This window comes from Aromatoleum evansii (assembly GCF_045689615.1).
Lineage (GTDB): Bacteria > Pseudomonadota > Gammaproteobacteria > Burkholderiales > Rhodocyclaceae > Aromatoleum > Aromatoleum evansii.
Genome location: NZ_CP141259.1, coordinates 2,026,292 through 2,043,185, shown reverse-complemented (window position 1 = coordinate 2,043,185; position 16,894 = coordinate 2,026,292). Strand labels below are relative to the sequence as shown.

The window sequence follows — 16,894 nt, the reverse complement described above, 5'->3', positions numbered from 1 at the left end:
CATTTCCTTGTGCGTCAGTACCCTGCAGCACGTCCCCACAAGTTGTCCACAAAGCTGCTCACGTCGAGTGGGGATAAGCGCATCTTTTCCGGAAAGGCGCCCCCGCGGGCCTCACTCCGCGGTGGCCCGCGCAGGACCCGCCGGCGGCCCGCCCTCGACACACTGCTGCGCGGAAGACAGGAAGCGTCCGATCTCGGAGAGCGTCGCATCCATCGTCTCGCCCAGGCGATCGACCGCCCCGTGAGGCGCCCCGCCGTCCTTCAAGGCCATTTCCGCCACGCCCGCAGCATTAACCAGGCGCGACAGGCCCATCGCCCCCGCCGCCCCACGCAGTTTGTGGGCGACGCCCGCAGCCGACGCTGCGTCCCCCGCATGCAGGAAAGCGGCGATCCTGCCGGGATCCCCTCCGTAGGTATCGACGAAGCGCTGGAGATAGCTCGCATAAGTCTTCGCGTCACGCCACAACCTGAGACCGAGCGCAGCATCGAGCAGCGCCTCGCCTGCCTCGGGCGCGAACGGAAGAGGCGTAACGGGCACCGCAACGGATGTCCGCCGCGGCGCATAAGTCAGCAAGGCCGAGATCAGGTCCTCGGCCGCAAACGGCTTGGACACGAAACCGCTCATGCCGGCCTGCAGCGCTGCCTCGTGCTGGTCGTGGAAGGCACCGGCCGACACCGCGATCACCGGAAGCACCCGCAGGACTTCCGATGCACGGATGCGGCGCGTCGCTTCATAACCGTCCATGACCGGCATCTGCACGTCCATCAGCACCGCATCGAATTCCGCCGGCTGTCGCTCGAGCAGCTCCAGTGCCTCCTTGCCATGTTCCGCCTGCGCAACCCATGCGCCCTCGCCCTCGAGAATCCCCTGGGCGACCTCGCGGTTGATGTCGCTGTCGTCCACCACGAGCACCCGGTATCCCGCAAGGCGGCCCGACGGCGTCGAGGACGACGCCCCGACCGCGCCGCCGCTCCTGCCCGCAAGCAGTTCCGCCACCGACTCGAGCAAGGTCGTGCCGGTCACCGGCTTGGTCAACACCCGGTCGGCGAAGCGGCTGTCCGGATGCCTTTGCAGCGCTTCCCGATCGGCCGCCGTCACCATCACGATCACCGGCTGCGCATCGTTGCCGAACATGAGACGCATCGCCGCTGCGGTCGCCAGCCCGTCCATTCCCGGCATGCGCCAGTCGATCAGTACGACATCGAATGGCTGCCCCGCTTCCCGACGCGCCCGCGCGGCCTCGATGGCCGCCGCGCCGGAATCGGCAAGTTCGGCCGACCACCCCAGCGCCATGACGACCGCGGCCAGGGCTTCGCGTGCCAGCGGATGGTCATCGACGATCAGCACCCGCTGCGGAAGGGGTGCGGGCGCCACCACGGCTGGTCTTTCCGCCGTCGCAAACGGCAACTCGAAGAAAAACTCGCTACCCTGCCCGGGCACGCTGCGCACGCCGAGTTGCCCGCCCATCAGCTCGACCAGCTGCCGGCTGATCGCCAGCCCGAGGCCGGTTCCGCCGAAGCGCCGGCTCGTCGAGGTATCCGCCTGGCTGAAAGGAGAAAAGATCTCCTCCTGCTTCTCGGGCGGAATGCCGATCCCGGTATCCGACACCGCAAACCGCAGACGCAGACGATCGCAGTCAGGTCCCGCGGGCACGACACGCAGCACGACCTCGCCCCGCTCCGTGAACTTGATGGCATTGCTCGCGAGATTGGTCAGCACCTGCCGCAAACGCAAGGCGTCGCCCAGCAGGGACTCGGTGCCGGGCGGCGCCGGCCAGACTGCGACCTCGACCGGCTTGCCCTCGCACGCATACGCCATCGTGCCTGCCAGTTCGTCAAGCACGTCGGCAAGGCGGAAGGGCTGATGCTCGATGTCCAGCCGATGCGCCTCGATCTTTGAAAAATCCAGGATGTCGTTGAGGATGCCCAGCAGCGATCGCCCCGCCCGCTGGATCTTGCGCGTCAGCTCGCGCGCCGCCGGCGGCAGATCGGCCCTTTCCAGCAGATATGCGAGGCCGAGCACCGCATTCATCGGGGTGCGGATCTCGTGGCTCATGTTCGCCAGAAATTCGCTCTTGGCGCGGCTGCCTGCCTGGGCGAGTTCCGACTGGCGGGTGAGTTCGAGGTTCAGCTCTTCCAGCCGTATCTGCGCGTCCTTCAGTTCGCTCACGTCCGAAATCACCGCATACACGCCACGCACGTGCCCGTCGTCGTGGTCGGGAACGAGATGCCACCACAGATGCTTCACGCGTCCGTCGCGATCGCCAGCCACACTCGCCTGGAATTTCTGCGGCTGCCCCGCGAGCGCCGCCTCCACGTATGGCCGGCTCGTCTCATACAGGAAAGGCTCGAACACGAAGTCCATCGGCGCATTGCGTACCGACACGGCAGGCTTGCCGAGGAATTCCAGCAGCGCGCGATTCACGAAGCGGCATCGCAGGCGGTCGTCCCAGTACCCGATCATCGTGGGAATATTGTCCGCGACGGCGCTCAGGAAACGTTCGCTTTGCCTCAGTGCCTCCTCGTTCCGGCGCTGTTCGGTCACGTCCAGAGTGACGCTCACCACCCTCAGGGTCTCCCCCGTCGGACTTCGCTGGGCACGGCCGAGTGCCCGCACGATGCGCTCGGTGCCGTCCGGACGCACGATATGGAAGCTGGTATCGAAGGCGCCGCCCTTCAGCGCGCGATCGAAATCCGCACCGACCGCAGCCCGATCGTTGGCCGATACCTGCGACAGCCAATCCTCGACCTTTCCCGGGAAGTTCCCAGCGGACAAACCATAGATCTCGAGGAGCCGATCGTCCCAGCTGAGCTTCCCGTCCTCGCAGTGGTATTCCGCCACCCCCATTCCGGCCGCCTCGGTCGCGAGCTTCAGTCTCTCGGCGATACGCTGCTGGCGCGCGCCCTGCTCCACGAGTGCCGCGTGGCGTGCTTCCTCCGCGCTGGCGCCGATGCGGCGCTGCACATTCTGCAGGTAGATGTAGGCCAGGCTGGCGAGCAGTGCGGACAGCGCCAGGATGCCGGCCGCGAACCAGCGCGGATCGGGCTGGTTCAGCGCCTTGTGAAAGGGCGCCAGCGCCCTGACCTCCACGATCCAGTCGCGGCCGAAGAGCTCCACCGGTAACTGCCTGACCAAGCCCGCGGCGGTCGCCTGGTCGCTTCCCGGGGATTCGTAGAAGCGGAGCGGCTGTTCGGCGTAGGCTGCGTCGTAGATCGATACCGCGAATTCGCCGCCGCGGAAATCGAAATCCGCCAGCACCTCATCGATGACCAGCGGCGCATAGATCCAGCCGAGCAATGTTCGCCAGCGCTCTTCCGGTGTCGCCGGCTGATAACCGCCGCGATAGACGGGCAGGAGCAGCAGGAAACCGCGCTCCGGCTTGCCCATCGCCTGCAGCAAGGTGAGAGGCGCGGTCAGCACCGGCTGGCCGGTGCGAACCGCGGCCAGCGCGGCAGTGCGGCGGTTCAGTTCGGATGCGATGTCGAGTCCGAGCGCTTCCCGGTTGTTCGCCTCGGGCTCGACATGCAGGATGACGAAGCGCTCGCCCGCGTGCGGCGCGATCTGCTTGATGCCGAAATCCGGCCTGCCGTCGCTGCGCACGGCGGCGACGAACCGGGCCTCGTCCGCGGGCTCCACGCGGCGGATGAAACCGAAGCCCCGCGCACCGGGGAACTCCCGATCCGCCTCGCGCGACTGCGCGTACTGCAGGAAACGCTGGCGCGATATCGATTCGCTGCCGGCTCCGATGATTGCACCGCGAGCCCCCCGCAGGCCGTACTCGAAGGTCTGGAAGCGCGCCACCAGCGCAGCCGCAGTACGGGCGGCCAAGGCATCGAAACGGGCGTCCGCGGCCTGCCGGTTGGTCTCGACGGTCTGCCGGGCCACCCCCAGTGCAACGGCAAGCCCGATGAGGATGACCGCCAGGGGAAAAACCAGGGTTCGCTTGCTCATCCGCTTACGGCTCCATCCCTGCATCGCGCATGGGGTCAATGGCATGTTAAGCCAAACGAATGACATTCGCGCACCCGGATCGTTCGTCCGGCAGGACGACCGTCACACCGGCACGCCCATTCGTCATCCGCATCGGTTCGGGACAGCCCATCGCGACATTCGGGCGGCAATCCGGCGCATGAAGCTTATACTGTATTTATGTACAGCTTCACATCTTTACCCGCCCCATCAGGGGACACCGGATACGCGGAACTCCACTGCCTGAGCAATTTCAGCTTCCAGCACGGTGCCTCGCACCCCGAGGAGCTCGCGGCACAGGCGGCCGGGCTGGGCTACGCTGCACTGGCCATCACCGACGAGTGCTCGCTCGCCGGCGTCGTGCGCGCACACCAGGAGATCCGCCGCCAGGCGTTGCCATTGCACCTCATCATCGGCAGCGAGATCCGCCTCGCCGACGGCCCCCGCCTCGTCCTGCTCGCCACCGACCGCGCCGCATACGGCCGGCTCTCGCGCCTCATCAGCCGCGGCCGGCGCGCCGCCGACAAGGGAGAATATCGCCTCACCCGCGCCGATCTCGAAGACGGCCTGCCTGGCTGCCTCGCCCTGCTCGTACCACCCGAAGGGACGCCGGACCACGCAGCCCTCGCCGCCGACGCCCGCTGGCTCGGCGAGCGCTTTCCCGGCTCGGCCTGGCTCGCCGTCGAACTCGCCTGCGGACCGGACGATGCCGGACGGCTCGCGCGCCTGCAGGCGGTCGCCTGCGAAACCGGCCTGCGTCCCGTCGCGGCGACGGGCGCACTGATGCACGAGGCCGCGCGCCGGCCGCTTGCCGACGTGCTCGCCGCGCTGCGTCTCCATGCCACCGTCGCCGAAACCGGCTCCCGACTCGCCGCGAACGCCGAACGCCGCCTGCACGAGCGCAACACCCTCGCCCGCCGCTATCCGCCGGAACTCCTCGCAGAGACGCTGCACATCGCCGCGCGCTGCCGCTTCCGTCTCGACGAACTGCGCTACGAGTACCCCGCCGAGCTGGTCCCCGAGGGCGAAACCCCGGCAAGCTGGCTGCGCCGCCTGGTCGAGGACGGGCTACGCTGGCGCTATCGCCCGGACGGAGCCATTCCTCCCCGCGTACGCGCGCAGATCGAGCACGAACTCGCGCTGATCGCAGAACTCGGCTTCGAAGCCTATTTCCTCACCGTACACGACATCGTGCGCTTCGCCCGCAGCCGCGGGATCCTGTGCCAGGGACGCGGCTCGGCGGCCAATTCGGTCGTGTGCTGGGCGCTCGGCATCACCGAAGTCGATCCCCAACTCGGCATCATGCTGGTCGAGCGCTTCATCTCGAAGGAACGCAACGAACCGCCCGACATCGATGTCGATTTCGAGCACGACCGGCGCGAAGAGGTCATCCAGTACCTGTACGCGAAATACGGCCGCGAACGGGCTGCGCTCGCCGCCACGGTCATCCGCTACCGCGCGCGCAGCGCCCTGCGTGACGTCGGCCGCGCCCTCGGCTTCCCGCCGGCCCAGATCGAGCGGCTCACGCGCGACCACTTCTGGTTCGACGGCCGCCACATCCTGCCCGACCGCCTGCGCGATGCCGGCCTCGACCCGGACAGTCCCACCGTGCGGCGCCTCGCCGCCCTCACCGAGGAGCTGATCGGCTTTCCGCGCCACCTCTCGCAGCATGTCGGCGGCTTCGTCATCGCCCGCGGCCGCCTCGACGAGCTGGTGCCGATCGAGAACGCCGCGATGCCCGAGCGCACCGTGATCCAGTGGGACAAGGACGACCTCGACACCCTCGGGCTGCTCAAGGTCGACGTCCTCGCCCTCGGCATGCTCTCGGCCCTGCGCCGCGGCCTCGCGCTGATGTCGGCGTGGCACGGGCGCGAATTCACGCTTGCCAACATCCCGCGCGAAGTCGACGCCGTGTACGACATGCTGTCCGCAGCCGACTCCGTCGGCGTCTTCCAGGTCGAATCGCGCGCCCAGATGACCATGCTGCCGCGCCTGAGGCCCCGCCGCTTCTACGACCTCGTCGTCGAAGTCGCGATCGTCCGCCCCGGGCCGATCCAGGGCGGCATGGTCCATCCCTACCTCGAAGCGCGCACCCGCAAGGAACGCGGCGAGGAAATCGACTACCCGCGCCCCGAGCGCCGCGCTCCGGACGCGCCACAGGACGACGGCGTACGTCACGTGCTCGAGCGCACGCTGGGCGTGCCGATCTTCCAGGAACAGGTCATGCAGCTCGCCGTGGTCGCGGCCGGTTTCACCCCCGGCGATGCCGACCAGTTGCGCCGCGCGATGGGCGCCTGGCGCCGCCAGGGCGAGCTCGAGCGCTACCGCGCGCAATTGCTCGCCGGCATGGCCGAGCGTGGCTACCGGGCGGACTTCGCCGAGCGTCTGTGCAACCAGATCGAAGGCTTCGGCAGCTACGGCTTTCCCGAGTCGCACGCCGCCAGCTTCGCGCTGCTGGTGTATTTCTCTGCCTGGATCAAGCGCTTCGAGCCCGCCGTGTTCCTGTGCGCACTGCTCAACAGCCAGCCGATGGGTTTCTATTCCCCTTCACAGCTGATCCAGGATGCCCGCCGGCACGGCGTGACGATACGCGGCACCGACGTGCGCGCCAGCGACTGGGACTGCACGCTCGAGCCCCAGGACGGCACGAAGCTGCCCGCGGCGCGCCTGGGCCTGGGCATGATCAAGGGCTTCAACGCCGACGCCGCGGCGCGGATCGCCGACGCGCGCAGCCTGCGCCCCTTCGCCGGCGTGGACGATCTCGCGCTGCGCGCCGCGCTCGACGCCCGCGAACTCAGGCTGCTCGCCACCGCCGGCGCATTGGCGGGGCTCGCCGGCCACCGCCGCCAGGCGCTGTGGCAGGCCGCCGGCGGCCAACCGGAGGAAGGCCTGCTGCATGGCGCGCCGGTGCAGGAAAGCGCCGCCGCGATAGCGCCCCCGAGCGAAGCACAGGAGCTCCTTGCCGACTACTCCCGACTGGGCTTCACGCTCGGCCGCCATCCCCTCGCGCTGCTGCGCGAGCGGCTCAGCGCGATGCGCTTCCTCACCGCTGCGGAAATCTCCGCCTGCCCCGACCGCAAGCTCGCCCGCGCCGCAGGCATCGTCACCTGCCGCCAGCGGCCGGGCACCGCGAAGGGAACGCTGTTCATGACCATCGAGGACGAAACCGGGCTCGCCAACGTGATCGTCCGCCCCGAGCTCATCGAACGCCAGCGCCGGGAGCTGCTCGGCGCACGCCTGCTGGGAGTATTCGGCCAGATCAGCCGCCAGGGCAATGTCACGCACCTGCTGGCGAGCCGTGTCGTCGACCATTCCGCGCTGCTCGGCGCGCTCGACGCGAAAAGCCGCGATTTCCACTGAAGACTGCGCACCGTACTGCCGCGCCCCCCTGCCCCTTACTGCACGTCCCCCGGCGGCATCAGGCGCAGGCAGTCGGTGACCGCCACCACACAGTTGCGCCCCAGGCTCTTCGCCCGGTACAGCGCCGCATCCGCCGCCGCCAGCAGCTGCTCAAGCTGGTCGCCGGGCTCAAAAGCGGCGAAACCGATACTCACCGTGACCGCCACGGCCGTGCCATCGGCACCCGCGATCTCGATCTCCGCGATCCGCTGCCGCAAGCGGTCGGCCAGCTCGCGAGCCCCTTCTGGCAAGGTCCCCGGCAGGACGATGACGAACTCCTCGCCGCCATAGCGCCCCACGATGTCGATCTCGCGCACGCTCGCGGCACAGGTCTGCGCGACCATCCTGATCGCCTGATCGCCCAGGGCATGTCCGTGCTCGTCGTTGATGGCCTTGAAATGATCGATGTCGACCATCAGCACCGCCAGCGGCTGGCCGAATCGCTCCGCCCGCCGCCGCTCCTGTTCGGCGCGCTCGATCAGATAGCGGCGATTCGCAATGCCCGTCAGCGCGTCACGCTGCGCCAGCTGTCGCAGATCCTCTTCGCGCCCCTTGCGTTCGGTGATGTCCTCGCGCACTGCGACGAAATGCGCCACCCGGCCGAAGCGGTCACGCAGCGGCGAGATCGCCATGTTTTCCCAGTATTCCTCCCCGCTCTTCCTGCGGTTGCATACCTCGCCCCGCCATACGTTGCCCGAGAGGATCGTCTGCCACAGGTCCGCATAGACCTCGCTGCGCGTATGCCCGGCGCTGAACATCGCAGGACTGCGTCCGAGGATCTCGCTGCGCGAATACCCCGAGGTCCTGAGGAAGGCGGCATTCACATATTCGATCCGGCCACGGTTGTTCGTGATCATGATCGCGGTCGGGGCATGATCGACCGCCGCCTTGTAGGTTTCCAGCGTGTACTCGCTGACCGGAAGCTCCACATGGCTGAAATCCGGCATCTCCCCGGTGGAAAAATCGGCCGGCGGCGGAAAGCCCCTTTCCGCCCCCTCGGATCCGGATTGCAAGTGCTCGCCCGCAGTGCGCATCAGGGGCCATACCGCCCATGCGACGACGACCGCGAGCAGCATCAGGGATAGGCCGAGAAAAGGCATGAAGATGTTCACTTCCGTTGCGGCACCACCGAAACCGTCGGCCGCAAACACGCCATCCAGCATCCAGAGCCCCAGCGCCGTGAGCGCTATGAACGCCACCACGAGAAAAATTTTCAGCGACGTGCGGGAAGAAGCCATCAGCCCTTGGAGCCCGGTAAACGAGGAGAAACCATCCACATACCGCAATGATAGTAGATAGCCCTGAGCCAATGCCAAATAAATTTTCCCCATGAAAGTAGTGGGGCTTTTTACCCGCACGGACTCCCGCAGCGGCGCGCGAACGCCAGGCGCCTTGCGCTAACATGCGGTTCCCCCGCCACACTCGCGACGCCACACCCGGCGCCGGCAACGATGATCGACTCCACGCACGAATTCGCCCTGTTCGACGACAACCAGGACGGCCAAGGCGACCTTCTCCTGACCCAGCCCGAGGAGATCATCCGGTGCTCGACGGCAGGCGAGATCGACGACTTGTTTCACGCGATCGAACGTGCCCGCCAGGGCGGGAAGTGGGTCGCGATCGCCGCCCGCTACGAACTCGGTTACGCGCTCGAACCCCGCTTGCGGGCGTTGCTGCGCGACGACGGCGCCCCCCTCCTGACGGCATGGGTGTATGGTCGCGCCGAACGGCTTTCCGCATCGGAAACCGACGCACGCATCGCCGCAGCGTTGACCCGATGCGACGAGCACACCCGCCTTGGCGGGGTGATGGACCTGCAGCGCGAGAGCACTGAAGACGACTACTTGCGCGCCGTCCGGCACATTCGCGACTACATCGCCGCCGGCGACTGCTATCAGGTGAATTTCACCTTCGCGCTGCGCGGGCGGCTCTACGGCTCGCCCCTGGCCCTTTACCGCGCCTTGCGCGCAGCCCAGCCGGTTCGGCACGGGGCACTGATCTGCCACGCCGACGGCGCAGTCCTCTCGCGCTCGCCCGAGCTGTTCGTCGAACGCCGCGGCGAACGCCTGCATTGCCGTCCGATGAAGGGCACCGCGGCCCGCGACAGCGATCCGGCGGCACTGGCGTCGTCGGAAAAGAATCGCGCCGAGAACATCATGATCGTGGACCTCATCCGCAACGACCTGGGCCGCCTCGCGCCCAGCGGCGGCGTGCGGGTCGAACGGCTGTGCGAGGTCGAGCCCTATCCGAGCGTGTGGCAGATGACCTCGACGGTCGTCGCGGAACCCGTCAAGGCCGGCCTGGGGGAGGTGTTCCGCGCCCTGTTTCCCTGCGGGTCAGTCACCGGCGCGCCGAAGATCCGGGCGATGCAGATCATCCACGAACTCGAGACGGCGCCGCGCGGCATCTATTGCGGCGCACTGGGATGGATCGCGCCCGATGGCGATTTCCGCTTCAGCGTGCCGATCCGCACGCTGGAGATCGGGCGCGGCGGCGACGCACGGCTCGGACTGGGCAGCGGCATCGTCGCCGACTCGGAACCAGCAGCCGAATGGACCGAGTCCCTGCTCAAGGGGCGCTTCCTCACCGATCTCCGACCGTCATTCGGCCTCATCGAAACGTTGCGCTGCGAACCGGATGCGGCCGAGCCCTATCCGCTGCTGGCCCGCCACCTTGCGCGCCTCGCCCGATCCGCCGCCGCATTCGGCTTCGCCCTGGATGCCGACGTGATCGCCCGCGCGCTGCTCGACAAGGCGAAGACCCTCAGTGGCCCGCAGCGCGTGCGCCTGGAGCTCGCTGCCGGCGGCCGCTTCGCGCTAGCGGCCGCCCCCCTCGGGGACGGCACGGCGGCAACGCCGACCGTCTTCGTATCGAAACGCAGGATATCGAGCGCGGATCCCCTGTTGCAGCACAAGACCACCGCCCGCGAGCTCTACGATGCGGAGCTGCGCGGCGCGACGGCGCGGGGCCACTTCGATGCGCTGTTCTTCAACGAACGCGACGAACTTGCCGAAGGTGCCCGCACCAACGTGTACCTGGACCTTGGCGGAGACTGCCTGCTCACGCCACCGCTGCACTGCGGCGTGCTGGATGGCGTTTATCGGCGCAAGCTGCTCGACGAGGGGAAGGCCCGCGAGCAATGCCTGACCCGGGCGGACCTGTCACGCGCGCGGGCCATCCTGTTGTCGAATGCAGCCCGCGGCCTGTTCCGCGTCGAACTGGAGCTCAATGAGTGAGGCAGCGCCGGGTCGTGCAGTTGCACGGCAGGAGGCCCCGGCCACCATCAGTGCACATGCAATGATGGTTCCCGGTTCCGACCGCGGGCATGCCCGTCGGCTCGCCCGGTTCGAAATCCTCGATGCCCAGCAGCTTGAGAAAATGCAGCGCGGCGCTCAAGCCATGGAATACCGTCAGTTCCCCCGAACCGGCGCATAGCCAGCGCCCGTCCATCGAAATCGCATAGCAGGTGCCATCGCGGGGACCGACCGCGTGCACCTGTATCTTGCATCGCTCGCGGCGCCATTGCGGTGCCACCGCAAGTTCCAGCCAGGTTGCGACTTTTCCCTTAATCGCCGTTGCAGCGTCCATGAGAATCTCCCTCCTTTTTTATTTATACCGCCGGATCATTGCAACCCGGTGAAATCGTTATATTTTTTACAACGTTTTATATTAGCAATATCCATTGTGAGCATTCAATACAGGAATCACCATATATTCCTTCGGACTTGCCCGGTCTGGGCATCCGCGCAAGGATTTCGGGAAGCCATCTTCTTCAAGGCGCGCGCGCTGGCTATACTTTTCGACTCGCAACCGAACCTCGCCAACCATCCGGGATGAACGCATGAAACTCGAAACGCTTGCCGTGCACGGCGGTTACTCGCCCGATCCGACCACCAAGGCGGTGGCGGTGCCGATCTACCAGACCACCTCCTACGCATTCGACGACACCCAGCACGGCGCCGACCTGTTCGACCTGAAGGTGCAGGGCAACATCTACACGCGCATCATGAACCCGACCCAGGACGTGCTGGAAAAGCGCGTAGCGGCCATGGAAGGCGGTATTGCCGCGCTGGCGATGGCTTCGGGGATGGCGGCGATCACCGCATCGATCCAGACGATCGCGGAAGCCGGCGACAACATCGTCACCTCCAGCACCCTGTATGGCGGCACCTACAACCTGTTCGCGCACACGCTGCCGCAGTACGGCATCGAGGTGCGCTTCGCGGACTACCGCGATCCGGACGCCTTCGAGCGCCTGATCGATGCCCGCACCAAGGCGGTGTTTTGCGAGTCGGTCGGCAACCCGCTCGGCAACATCACCGACTTCGAGAAGCTCGCGGAAGTGGCCCACCGCCACGGCGTGCCGGTGATCGTCGACAACACCGTGCCCTCGCCCTACCTGTGCCGGCCGTTCGAGCATGGCGCGGACATCGTCGTGCATGCGCTAACGAAGTATCTGGGCGGCCACGGCAATTCGATCGGCGGCATCATCGTCGATTCGGGCAAGTTCCCCTGGGCCGAGCACAAGGAGCGCTTCAAGCGCCTCAACGAACCGGATGTGTCCTACCACGGCGTGGTCTATACGGAAGCGCTCGGGCCGGCGGCCTACATCGCGCGTGCGCGCGTGGTGCCGCTGCGCAACATGGGCGCGGCGATCTCGCCATTCAACGCCTTCCTGATCCTGCAGGGCATCGAGACGCTGGCACTGCGCATGGACCGCATCTGCGAGAACGCGGTGAAGATCGCGCGCCATCTCAGCAATCACCCGAAGGTCAGCTGGGTGAATTACGCAGGACTGGAAGAGCACAAGGACTTCCCGCTGGTGCAGCGCTACATGGGCGGCCGTGCGTCGGGCATCCTGAACTTCGGCGTGAAGGGTGGCCGTGAAGGCGGCGGACGCTTCCAGGATGCACTGAAGCTCGTGACGCGCCTCGTGAACATCGGCGACTGCAAGTCGCTCGCCTGCCATCCGGCCTCGACGACGCACCGCCAGCTCTCGCCCGAGGAGCTCGTGCGCGCCGGCGTCACCGAAGACATGATCCGCCTGTCGGTGGGCATCGAGCATGTCGACGACCTGATCGCGGATCTCGATCAGGCTCTCGCAGCCGCCTGAGCGCCCCGCACGATACGTAGGGCGGGAGGAGCGCAGCGCATCCCGCCACGCTGCGCCTGATCCTGGCACGCAGCGTTGATCGGCTGGATCCGCGTTGCTCCTCCCGCCCTACGGGATTCGTCCCGTCTGGCGCCCGATCGGCGGCGGGCTATTCCCTCGCCGCTGCTTGGTCAATGAAACGAGCGAGCGCCACGTCGCGCTCGGTGAGGCCGCCGGCGTCGTGCGTCGACAGGGTGATGTCGACGCGGTTGTAAACATTGAACCACTCCGGATGATGATCCATCTTCTCCGCCTTCAGCGCCACGCGCGCCATGAAGCCGAAGGCGGCGTTGAAGTCCTTGAAGCGGATGCTGCGCGTGATCGCGTCGCGTCCCGGCACCAGTGCCCAGTCGGATAGCGTCGCCAGCGCGGCGGCACGTTCGTCGTCACCAAGTTTCGGAATCATGATCTTCTCCGGTTGATGCACTTGCGGGTGCCGCGGCGCTGTCACTTCAGCGAGAACATCGTGCGCCGCGCGGCACCCTCCACGCCCGCCTTCTCGCCGCCCGCGGCCTCGACCTTGGGGCTGAGCATGAACACCCGCTCTGCGGGCACCTTGCCGTCCTCGAGCAGCTTGTCCTTGATCGCCTGGCCACGCTGCAGCGCGAGCTGACGCAGCGCCTCGTCGTCGACCTTGGTGTTGGCGACGATCAGGGCCTCCATTTCCTCCACCGGCAGGTCCTTGAGCAAGCCGATCGCGTTGCGCGGGCGCTTGAAATCCGCGTCGCGATAGACCTTCCTGAGCCAGGTGGCGTACTCCTCCGGCGTCAGCGTCAATTCGTCGAGCGACGGCGCCTCCTCACCCTTGCGCACCATCTCCTTGAGCTTCGCCGCCTTGACGCTGCGCTCCATCTGCACGCGGCGGAGGCCATCGGGATCGGTCGCGGGGTCGGCGTGGGCGGTGATCTCCAGCTTCAGGGCCGGCCGGTCGGCCAGGGCGCGCGCCAGCGTCGCGATCTTCTCGGCGGTTGCCGTATCGAGGCTCGTGCGCCCCGGCGCGAATTCGACGTAGGACAGCTCCTCGCCGCCGCCGAACATTGAGCCGAGCAGCGAGAACGGCGCCGTCAGCGCCTTGCCGATGAGGTTGATGATCGCCTTGATGACGATGCCGGCGACGCTGAACTCCGGGTCGTCAAGCGAGCCCCCGATGGGCATGTTGAGGTCGATCTCGCCGCGGCTGTTCTTCAGCAGCGACACCGCAAGCTGCACGGGCAGGTTTAGCGCCGTGGGACTGTCGACCTTGTCCCCGAAGGTGAGCTGGTCGAGGAAGACGCGGTTGGTCGCGCTAAGCTTGCGGTCCTCAATCTTGTAATGCAGATCGGCCGACAGCTTGCCTTTCTGGATGCCGTAGCCGACGTACCGGCCGGAATACGCGGAGACGGCGGTGAGCTCGAAATCCTTCACCGACGCGGCGATGTCGAGATAGCGGTCCTGCCGGAAGGGGTTGAGCTGGCCGGCGACGGTCACCGGTGCCGCGTTGTCGACCTTGCCACGCAGGTCGAGCTTGGCGATGGTCGACGGGTCCGACGACAGCCCGACGAGCTCGCCCTCCATGCCGGTGAGGTTGGCGTCGTAATTGGGGCGGATGAAGCGGTCGCTGAACTCGATGTTGCCCTGCTTGATCGAGACCTTGCCGATAGCGATCGGCGGCGGCGGTTGGCTGGGCGGCGCGACCGTCGTTTCGGCCTTTCCGGATGCTGCCGGCCCCTGAGCGGCCGGCGCTTCGTCTGCTGCCGGCGCGGTGGCGGACTGCGCCGCTTCGGGCGTGTCGCGATGACGGATTTCGCGCAGGTTGAGTCGGCCCTGTTCGTCGAGGATCAGGCGGGTGTAGAAGTCGTTCAGCGAGATCTCGTTGACGGCCACTGCGAGTGGCGCAAGGCGGAAGTCGATGCCGGTGATGGCAAGTTTCTTCCAGCGCAGGAAATCCGCCGCATGCGCCTTGTCGATGGACGCGAAGTTGTCGACGCCGACATCGCCGCGGAAGCTCGCCTTGAGACTGCCGTCCCGCGCCTGCTCGAACACCAGCTTGCCGCGCGTGCCGAGGTTGCCGCGCGCGATGGCGATGTTGAGCTGCTCGACGACGTAGGGTTGCAGCGGGAGGAGGTCGACGGCCTTCAGGTCGAGGCTGAGGTCGCCCTTGAGCGGTTCCATGCCGACGACGCCCTTTACGCCGACGCTACCGCGCTTATTGACGCGTGCCGCGAGGTCGAGTTTCGCCGTGGAGCCCTTCACCGTGCTGATGCCTTCCGCACCCAGTTTGATGGCGTCGGCGAGCAGCACGATGGGCGTGCCCTGGGTGCGATCCTCGAAGCGCGCGGCCCAGTCGTCGAGCGCGAGCCTGTTCACCGTCACGGCCCAGGGCTTGGCTGCTCCGTCGTCAACGGACGGCTTGCCGCCCTTCGCAGGTTTGGCGACCTTGCCCGGTTTGACTGCGGGTGCGGGCTTCGCCTCGCCGACGAGGCCGAGGACATCGAGGTTGCCCTGCTTGTTCCTGACCGCTGCAAACGCGGCCCCGTTCGATTCGATGCTGCCGACGCTCACGCTGCGGTCGGCCGGTACGACCTTGACGTCGTTGACGGCGAAACGCGCGAGCTTCGCGACGGGTTGTTTCTGCCCCTTGAGCGCGAGCTCGAACTCGCGCAGGACCAGCGCGTCGGCGAGCAGGTCGAGCTGCGGTTCGTCGCCGGCCATCCTGAGCTTGTACTGCACGGTCGCGTCGACGCGGCCGGCGCGGACGTCGCCGCCGGGGAGCTGGGCAGCGTAGTAGGGCAGGTAGCGCGAGACAAGGAAGTTCTCTGCCGCGATGCGGCCCTCGACCTCGAGCGGACTCAGGCGCACGCGGTCGCGATGGCTGCTCTTCTCGCCGGCGTCCGTGGAGAAGTCGAGGGCGAGTTCGGCGACGGCTTCCGGCGCAGTGCTGACGTTGCGGGCCTCGAACTGCAGGTCCTTGATCTCGGTGCGGAAAGCCTCGCCGCCACTGTTCGGCCCGCCCGCCGCGCGGTCCTCGACGCGGATGGTCGCACCCGTGATCGTAGCCTTGTCGAGCGTGAACACCAGCGGAGCGGCTGCCGCCGGGCTCGCCACGGGCGCTGCGGCGGGGGCTGGCTGAGGTGGTGCGACCTCAGGCGGGCTGGCCACCTGCGTGGCGGCGGGTTCGGGCGCGGCTGCAGCAGGCTCTTCCGCAGACGGCGGAGGTAGGATCTCTTGGAAATTCAGGCGTCCGTTGCCGAGGCGCACGACGTCGACGGTCGGTTGCGCGATCTCGAGGCGGTCGAAATGCAGCTTGCGCGCGAGCGGCTGCACGTCGGCAAGGCCGAGCGAGAGCGTGGGAATGTTGAGCAGCGGAGCGCCGTTGGCGTCCTGCAGCGTGATCGCGGCGAAGTCGACCGATCCTTTGAGGGCGACTTTCGGCGTTTCGCCCGCGACCTGCGAGAAGGTGAGTTCGAGGTCGGTCGACACGCGCCCTTCGGGCAGCCGGAATGCGGGCTTGAAAGGCAGATAGGCGACATAGGGAGTGAAGTCGAAGCCGTCGAGCTTGAGATCGAGGACGGTATCGCGGTCGTTGGCGAAGGGACGCGTACGCCCCACGAGTTGCAGCGGACGGCCGTTGATCAGCGCGGAGACGACCGGCTCGATGAAGAGTTCGACCTTGACCGGCAGGTTGGAGACGAAGGGCACGCCGATGGTGAGGTCGGTGACTTCATTCTTGACCCCGACCAGCCGATCGTCGACGTGAACCGCGCCGTCGACGAGCTGGATGTTGTTGAGCGAGAACAGCGCCGGCTTGTCGTCCTCGGATTTCGGCCGGGCGGCGAGTCGCTCCTGGACGTCGCTCCAGCTGTGGCGGGCTTCGTCGATCCGCACGAAATTGACGCGCGGCGCCTCGATCCGGATCTCGCGCAGCACCGGCGCAACGCGGAAGATCGACTCGCCTTCAAGGTTCGCATACAGCGAGCGGAAGGAGAATGCGCCGGGCTGACCGTCGGCCTCGGCGATGTCGAGCCCCGTCGCGGTGACGGACAGGGCGAACGGGTTGATGTCGATGTCCTGGATCGTGACTTGGCGCCCGAGAATGTCGGAGGCGATCTTCTGGCCGAAATGTCGCACCAGCGGCGGCGCTGCCAGGAAACCGAGCGCGGCGATCACGAGGATGGTGCCGGCCAGCCACTTGGCCGGACGCTTGAGCCGGGCAGAATCGAATCGCGAACTACGAGCCTGTGCCTCGACGGACATGCAAAGCCTCCAAGTAAATACCGGACGGATGGGAAGAACCCTCCAGTCCATGACAGCAATCTAGCAGGCCGCAGCAGGAGTGTGAATCTCGGCCGCGCCAATCCTCGATCCTGAGCCATCGCGCTGTTGCAGGCATGGCGC

Annotated in this window: 8 protein-coding genes; 3 read left to right on the top strand and 5 right to left on the bottom strand. The window is 67.1% G+C overall.

All coding sequences use genetic code 11. The annotated features are described in order from the left end of the window. Window positions 1-111: 111 nt before the first annotated feature. Window positions 112-3,951: a CHASE domain-containing protein gene (locus U5817_RS09345; RefSeq protein ID WP_407280545.1), complete on the bottom strand. Its 3,840-nt coding sequence runs from the start codon at window positions 3,949-3,951 to the stop codon at window positions 112-114. Between the two features lie 198 nt (window positions 3,952-4,149). Between U5817_RS09345 and U5817_RS09340 the strand changes: the two genes are divergently transcribed. Next, window positions 4,150-7,329, top strand: coding sequence for an error-prone DNA polymerase (locus tag U5817_RS09340; RefSeq protein ID WP_407280544.1), 3,180 nt, complete (start codon window positions 4,150-4,152; stop codon window positions 7,327-7,329). Between the two features lie 35 nt (window positions 7,330-7,364). Here the strand turns inward: U5817_RS09340 and U5817_RS09335 are convergent, their stop codons facing one another. Beyond that, a complete protein-coding gene (locus U5817_RS09335; RefSeq protein WP_407280543.1) occupies window positions 7,365-8,726 on the bottom strand; it encodes a GGDEF domain-containing protein in 1,362 nt (453 codons plus the stop codon). Window positions 8,727-8,819: 93 nt separating this feature from the next. On the opposite strand from U5817_RS09335, the gene pabB reads away from it, so the two are divergent. Beyond that, window positions 8,820-10,604, top strand: coding sequence for an aminodeoxychorismate synthase component I (pabB, locus tag U5817_RS09330; protein WP_407280542.1), 1,785 nt, complete (start codon window positions 8,820-8,822; stop codon window positions 10,602-10,604). Here pabB and U5817_RS09325 read toward each other — a convergent pair. Further along, on the bottom strand, window positions 10,594-10,956 hold the full coding sequence (locus tag U5817_RS09325) for a hypothetical protein (RefSeq protein WP_169131942.1): 363 nt from the start codon (window positions 10,954-10,956) through the stop codon (window positions 10,594-10,596). The two genes, pabB and U5817_RS09325, sit on opposite strands and share 11 nt — an antisense overlap. A 253-nt stretch (window positions 10,957-11,209) precedes the next feature. Between U5817_RS09325 and U5817_RS09320 the strand changes: the two genes are divergently transcribed. Further along, window positions 11,210-12,481: a bifunctional O-acetylhomoserine aminocarboxypropyltransferase/cysteine synthase gene (locus tag U5817_RS09320; RefSeq protein ID WP_407280541.1), complete on the top strand. Its 1,272-nt coding sequence runs from the start codon at window positions 11,210-11,212 to the stop codon at window positions 12,479-12,481. A 148-nt stretch (window positions 12,482-12,629) separates the two neighbouring features. Here the strand turns inward: U5817_RS09320 and U5817_RS09315 are convergent, their stop codons facing one another. Continuing rightward, entirely contained in the window at window positions 12,630-12,926 is a 297-nt protein-coding gene (locus tag U5817_RS09315; protein ID WP_407280540.1) for a 4a-hydroxytetrahydrobiopterin dehydratase, read from the bottom strand. A gap of 41 nt (window positions 12,927-12,967) precedes the next feature. After that, window positions 12,968-16,753 (bottom strand): DUF748 domain-containing protein, encoded by a 3,786-nt coding sequence (locus U5817_RS09310; protein ID WP_407280539.1) that lies wholly within the window; start codon window positions 16,751-16,753, stop codon window positions 12,968-12,970. Between the last annotated feature and the right edge of the window lie 141 nt (window positions 16,754-16,894).